Annotated in this window: 7 protein-coding genes; 1 reads left to right on the top strand and 6 read right to left on the bottom strand. The window is 28.7% G+C overall.

The genetic code is table 11. The features are described from left to right. Nucleotides 1–299: 299 nt before the first annotated feature. The 3 genes from Q0776_RS12000 to Q0776_RS11990 form a co-directional block, all read right to left on the bottom strand. A complete protein-coding gene (locus Q0776_RS12000) occupies nucleotides 300–482 on the bottom strand; it encodes a hypothetical protein (RefSeq protein WP_298368528.1) in 183 nt (60 codons plus the stop codon). 43 nt (nucleotides 483–525) lie between these two features. Continuing rightward, entirely contained in the window at nucleotides 526–1026 is a 501-nt protein-coding gene (locus Q0776_RS11995; protein ID WP_298368525.1) for a CAP domain-containing protein, read from the bottom strand. A 423-nt stretch (nucleotides 1027–1449) separates the two neighbouring features. Beyond that, nucleotides 1450–3477 (bottom strand): M3 family metallopeptidase, encoded by a 2028-nt coding sequence (locus Q0776_RS11990; protein WP_298368523.1) that lies wholly within the window; start codon nucleotides 3475–3477, stop codon nucleotides 1450–1452. A 200-nt stretch (nucleotides 3478–3677) separates the two neighbouring features. Between Q0776_RS11990 and Q0776_RS11985 the strand changes: the two genes are divergently transcribed. Beyond that, nucleotides 3678–3821 carry a hypothetical protein gene (locus tag Q0776_RS11985; protein WP_298368522.1) on the top strand — a complete coding sequence of 48 codons (144 nt, stop codon included), beginning with the start codon at nucleotides 3678–3680 and terminating at the stop codon, nucleotides 3819–3821. Here the strand turns inward: Q0776_RS11985 and purE are convergent. From purE to Q0776_RS11970, 3 genes are read right to left on the bottom strand one after another with little or no spacing between them, the layout of a single operon-like run. Then, nucleotides 3818–4306, bottom strand: coding sequence for a 5-(carboxyamino)imidazole ribonucleotide mutase (purE, locus tag Q0776_RS11980; RefSeq protein ID WP_298368520.1), 489 nt, complete (start codon nucleotides 4304–4306; stop codon nucleotides 3818–3820). The two genes, Q0776_RS11985 and purE, sit on opposite strands and share 4 nt — an antisense overlap. Before the next feature lie 7 nt (nucleotides 4307–4313). Beyond that, entirely contained in the window at nucleotides 4314–5459 is a 1146-nt protein-coding gene (locus Q0776_RS11975) for a 5-(carboxyamino)imidazole ribonucleotide synthase (protein WP_298368518.1), read from the bottom strand. A 49-nt stretch (nucleotides 5460–5508) separates the two neighbouring features. Beyond that, nucleotides 5509–5997 (bottom strand): hypothetical protein, encoded by a 489-nt coding sequence (locus Q0776_RS11970; protein ID WP_298368516.1) that lies wholly within the window; start codon nucleotides 5995–5997, stop codon nucleotides 5509–5511. Nucleotides 5998–6000: the final 3 nt, after the last annotated feature.

The following is a 6000-nucleotide window of genomic DNA, read 5'->3' as shown; positions in this document are numbered from 1 at the left end:
TTTTAATATAAATATATTTTTATATTACTTACCTCTTGAATAACCTAGTTTTACAAAAAAAAACTGCAATTTTCTCTATACTAAAATGGAATTATTTGTGTTATCTCCCAGATAAATGATTAGAATCTAATTAATTTTTATTAGTCAAAGTAGTAGAATGAAACAATTAGATTATACTCGTTGTGGGGACGAATATTTTGTGAATACGTTACTTTTAATTATACCCGTTGTGGGGACGAATATTACGTTACTTTTAATTATACTCGTTGTGGGGACGAATATCTCAAAATAGAATCCTTTTATTGTATGCCTGAAGAAGGAGTAATTATCTCTCCATTTTGATTTATGTAATTAAAACCAGGAATTAAAGTATTAATTATAGGCCTACATTTAACATTTTTACTTTTCAATATGTTGTTTTTAACCAATTTCATATTTGATTTTTTTTGTTCTTCTTTTACCAAGTTAGTTGCTGTTATCATAATCCAATTTTTTAATTAATTAAAATCAATTATTTAAGACCTCTTATTTTTTTATAAATATTTGTGTAAAATAATTCCGTCCTTCATCATTAGACTCACTAGAAATTCCGAAATGAGTGAAATTAGGGTTTTCAATTATTTTTCTATGTTCATCACTATTAAGCCACCCTTTTAAAGCTGATTCAGCAGTGCTAAAACCATATGCTACGTTTTCTGAAACTTCCTTAGCTCCGGCATTTTTCATTAATTTTGAAGCTCTGTCTGCAAAATGAGCATGACTTATATCTCCGGTTTCTATCATATAACTTGTATGTTCATCTGCAACAGTTGAAATAATATTCAATGTTTGTAATGTAGCCAAGTTATTTTTTAATCTATAATCATTAACAAGGTTTAAAATATCTGTTTCAATTTTAGAATAAGAGACAACATCTGAGATAGTTTCTGTCTCAGCCGAGCTATATAAATTTACATCTTCATCAGCTGTTGAACACGAAAATAACAACGAGCAGCATAACACTGCGGAAAGGAATAGGGGTTTCATTGTTTTGGGGGTTTGGGGTTGATTTATACTTTACATTATGGGGGTTGATTTCTTTCTTGTTTTTAATTAAACTTAAATAACAAAACCAACAAGATTATATATTTTAATCTTGTTGGTTTTAACTTAAATAATTATTTTTTGGGGTAATTTATTTGAAAATTTCATGATAATTTATTTGGGGTTACGAAAAATTTCTACTGTAAATATATTACATGATTGTTTATAAAACAAATAAAAACGCCATTTATATGTTAAAACGTGCAATTTATTACCTTAAATAACCCATTTATATGGATTTCTATTACTTAGGTATGGAATTTAACTACTGATTATTATGTATATGTTGCACTTTGTATTAATTTTCGTGCATAAAAAAAGGTCAATTTATTAATAAATTGACCTTTTTTTATGCTTTTATTTCTCTTAAAGTAATCCAGCTCTTTTAAGTAATGCCTTGTTATCAGGTTTTTTACCTCTAAATTTTTCATATAATTTTAAAGGCTTTTCGGTTCCTCCTTTTTCTAGAATATATTTCTTATACTTTTTTGCAACCTCTTTATTAAAAATCCCTTTTTCTTGAAATAAAGAAAAAGCATCAGCATCTAATACTTCGGCCCATTTATATGAATAATAGCCAGAAGAATATCCTCCTTGAAAAATATGAGAAAAAGAAGTACTCATACAGTTTTCTTTCGAATCTGGAAACAATTGTGTGTTTTTGAAAGCTGAAAATTCAAATTCCTTTACATTGTTTATTTTTGTGGGGTTTTTACTATGCCAAGCCATGTCTAATTTTCCAAAACTTAATTGACGTAATGTTTGCATTCCTTCAAGAAAGTTCGATGAATCTTTTATTTTAGAAATGAGATCCATTGGAATTACATCTTGTGTTTTGTAATGAGTTGCAAATAAATTTAGTGCCCCTTCTTCATAGCACCAATTTTCAAAAAGTTGACTTGGTAATTCAACAAAATCCCAATATACATTTGTTCCAGATAAGCTAGGATAAGTTGTATTTGCTAACATTCCATGTAAGGCGTGCCCAAATTCATGAAATAAGGTTGTAACCTCGTTAAAAGTGAGTAACGAAGGTTTGGTTTCAGTGGGTTTTGTAAAGTTGCATACAATTGAAATATGTGGTCTTGAATTTTCTCCATCTTTTTTCCATTGACCTTTAAATGTTGTCATCCAGGCGCCATTTCGTTTTCCAGCTCTTGGAAAAAAATCGGCATACAAAACTGCTATAAAGTTGTTCAAATTATCAGTTACCATAAATGTTTTAACATCGCTATGGTATTTATCAATATCAAATACTTCTTCGAACTTTAGATCGAATAATTTAGAAGAGATAGCAAATACTCCCTCAATTACATTTTCTAATTTAAAATACGGTTTAAGTTGTTCTTCTTCTAAATCAAAAAGTTCTTTTTTTAATTTTTCAGAATAAAATGTACTATCCCATTTTTCCAATTGATTGATACCATCTTTTCTTGCCACTATGCCTAATTGTTTAAACTCTTTTTCGGCTGCAGGTTTTGCTTTTATAAGTAAATTATTTAAAAAGTCTTCAACAGTTTTTGGCTTTTCTGCCATTCTTTCTTCTAACACAAAATGAGCATGAGATTTGTATCCAAGTAAAATTGCTCTTTGATGTCTTAAGTTTGCAATATCTAAAACAATTTGTTGATTATCATAATTGTTATTTTTAAAAGCTTTTGCTCCAAAAGCTAAAGCCATTTTTTTTCGTAGATTTCTATTTTTGCAATAAGTTATAAAAGGTATATAACTAGGGTAATCTAATGTAAAAACCCAGCCATCTAATTTTTTTTCTTTTGCCGTTATTTTTGCAGCTTCAATTGCTCCATCGGGCAATCCATCTAAATCCGACTCATTTGTTAAATGAAGTATAAAAGAGTTTGTTTCTGCTAAAACATTTTCTCCAAATTTTAATTTTAATTTAGCAAGTTTGGTGTCAATCTCTCTTAATTTTGATTTTTCATCTTCCTTTAAGTTGGCTCCATTTCTAACAAAACTTTTATACTTTTTTGAAAGAAGCATTTCTTGTTCTGATGATAGATTTAAATCATCTTTTTTTAGATAAATTTGCTCAATTCTCTTGAAAAGATCCAAATTTAAAGTAACATCATTAGAAAATTCAGAAAGTAAGGGAGAGACTTCTTGTGCTATTTTTTGAATTTCATCATTTGTTTCAGCTGAATTTAAATTAAAAAATATACTAGAAATTCGATCTAAAGTTTGGCCACTAAATTCTAATTCCTCAATTGTATTTTTAAACGAAGGTTTATTTTTATTATTTGCAATAAGATCTATTTCTTTTTTAGCGGTCTTAATTGCTTCAATAAATGCAGGTTTAAAATGTTCATTTTTAATTTTTGAAAATGGTGCTGTAGCATATTTAGTTTCAAAATTTTTTAATAGAGGGTTTGTCATTGTTAAGTGATGGTTTTATTTTTAGTTTAATTTAAAAAAATATGTGACTTTCAATAAACGCAAGTGTCTTAATTTTAAATTGTTTATGCAAATTTTTTGGGTTAATTATAAATAAATCGCAGAATAAAGTTTTGTAAACAATATTCAAAAATGATTTACGTTAAATAATTGTTTTAACAGAACTTAATAAATAATACGAAATGGAAATTTTAATTAAAAATCTGAAAAAATCGACAAATAAACAGCCTAAATTGAAAGCTTCAATACAAACATTAATTCCTAATTTCACTTATAAAAACAAAAAAGGAGAATTAGTTGAAACTAATTTTGAATCTCCAATTTAATTATTTTTTATTTTTTCAGAAGCTATAATTACTTTGTTTTTTAAAGCTTGTTTAAACTCTATAATTTTGTTTAAAATTAATGAGTTTGAACTACCTAAAATTTGAGCTGCCAAAATACCTGCATTTTGAGCTCCGTCAAGTGCTACTGTTGCAACTGGTACTCCACCAGGCATTTGTAAAATTGATAAAACAGAATCCCATCCATCAATAGAATTTCGAGATTTTACTGGAACTCCAATAACTGGTAATGGACTCATAGAAGCTACCATTCCTGGTAAATGAGCCGCTCCTCCTGCGCCTGCAATTATCACTGAAATTCCTCTTAAGTGAGCATTTTTTGAATAATCAAACAATTTTTCTGGAGTTCTATGAGCCGAAACGATATCAACTTCAGTTTCGATATCAAAACTTTTTAATATATCTATTGCTTGTTGCATTATTGGTAAATCTGAATCGCTACCCATTATAATTCCTACCTTACTCATAGTTTCTTTATTTACTTATTACTTTGATTGTGTTTTTAACTTCTTCGGCAATTTTTCTTGCCTCAGCAATATTATGGTTTACAACGGTTACGTGCCCCATTTTTCTAAAAGGCCTTGTTTGTTTTTTTCCATAAATGTGAGGAGTAACACCTTCCATTTTTAAAATAGCTTCCATATTTTTATAAACTACATTGCCTGAATAACCTTCTTCACCAACTAAATTTACCATAATTCCTGCAACCTTACTATCTGTTTTTCCTAAAGGTAAATCTAAAATACTTCTTACGTGTTGTTCGAACTGGCTTGTGTATGATGCTTCAATGCTATAATGACCGCTGTTGTGGGTTCTTGGAGCAACTTCATTTACCAAAATTTCATCTTCGTTTGTTTGAAATAATTCTACAGCCAATAAACCTATATGCTCGAAAGATTCAGCAACTTTTAACGCAATGTCCCTTGCCTTTAATGCAATATCATCTGAAATACGGGCTGGACAAATTACATATTCAACTTGGTTTGCTTCAGGATGAAATTCCATTTCAACTACGGGGTAGGTTTTAATTTCTCCACTTTTATTTCTAGCAACTATTACCGCTAATTCATTTTTAAAAGGAATCAATTCTTCAATAATACAACTAGTATTTGTTAAAGAGTCAATATCGTTTAAAGTTCTAACAATTTTAACTCCTGTTCCATCATACCCAAATTGTGCCGATTTCCAAACAAATGGAAATTTTAATTCAGACTTTTTTAAATCTTCTAAATTTGAATATCTTTTGTGTGGAGATGTAGGGATATTGTTTTCAACAAAAAAATCTTTTTGTTTTCCTTTGTGTTGTATAATTTGTAAAACACTAGGCTGAGGATAAATTTCAAGACCTTCTTGTTCTAATTTTAAAAGTGCCTCAATATTTACATGCTCAATTTCGATAGTTAACAAGTCAACTTTTTTTCCAAAGTTGTATACTGTTTCAAAATCCATTAAACTACCTTGGTGAAATTCATTACAAATCTCGGAACAAGGAGCATCATTTGCACCATCTAAAATACAAGTGTAAATATCAAATTTATGGGTTTCAGTAAGTAACATTTTACCCAATTGACCACCACCTAGAACTCCTAATTTAAAATTTGATGAGAAATAATTTTTCACGTTTTTATGCTTTTGCACAAAAATAGTAATTCTGTTTTTAATTGAGTTATTAAAAATTTGTAATATTTAATGAGGAACCATTTTTAGTAACCCTGTATTCTCTTGCAAAATGTATGTTCCCAGATGTTTGTGGAGATCCATCGAAAATACTATATTCACTATTGTCACAAGAACATTTCATTTTTAGGCTTCCATCAAATGTCATGGGGTTTGAGCAGTCGTAATTTGGGCAAGCTCTTTCAAAAGCTTTGTAAGGAGGGTTTCCAATTCCGGTATTTTGAATTACAATACCTTGTATTGCTCCGGTTGCATAGGTCCATCCACTTGGTGTTTGAAGGTCTATATATTGAGGTAAATTTAAATTAATAACAACATTAAAATTTACATCAGGTAATATGTCATTTGTTTCGTTTTTTTCACAAGAAATTAAAAAAATAACAAGAAAAATAAATAAAAAATTTCGCATAATAAAAATATCAAGTTTACTGCTAAACGATGGCAATTTACAAATATTTTGTACATTTGTGTTAAATCTCATTCT

This window comes from uncultured Lutibacter sp., assembly GCF_947495725.1.
GTDB lineage: Bacteria > Bacteroidota > Bacteroidia > Flavobacteriales > Flavobacteriaceae > Lutibacter.
Note: the sequence above shows the minus strand (reverse complement) of the source record. Positions and strands in the feature narration are given on the sequence as shown.

Excerpts from the sequence above, each read along its gene's own strand:
- Q0776_RS12000 (WP_298368528.1), bottom strand. The coding sequence starts at position 482 with ATGATAACAGCAACTAACTTGGTAAAAGAAGAACAAAAAAAATCAAAT.
- Q0776_RS11995 (WP_298368525.1), bottom strand. The coding sequence starts at position 1,026 with ATGAAACCCCTATTCCTTTCCGCAGTGTTATGCTGCTCGTTGTTATTT.
- Q0776_RS11990 (WP_298368523.1), bottom strand. The coding sequence starts at position 3,477 with ATGACAAACCCTCTATTAAAAAATTTTGAAACTAAATATGCTACAGCA.
- Q0776_RS11985 (WP_298368522.1), top strand. The coding sequence starts at position 3,678 with ATGGAAATTTTAATTAAAAATCTGAAAAAATCGACAAATAAACAGCCT.
- purE (WP_298368520.1), bottom strand. The coding sequence starts at position 4,306 with ATGAGTAAGGTAGGAATTATAATGGGTAGCGATTCAGATTTACCAATA.
- Q0776_RS11970 (WP_298368516.1), bottom strand. The coding sequence starts at position 5,997 with ATGAGATTTAACACAAATGTACAAAATATTTGTAAATTGCCATCGTTT.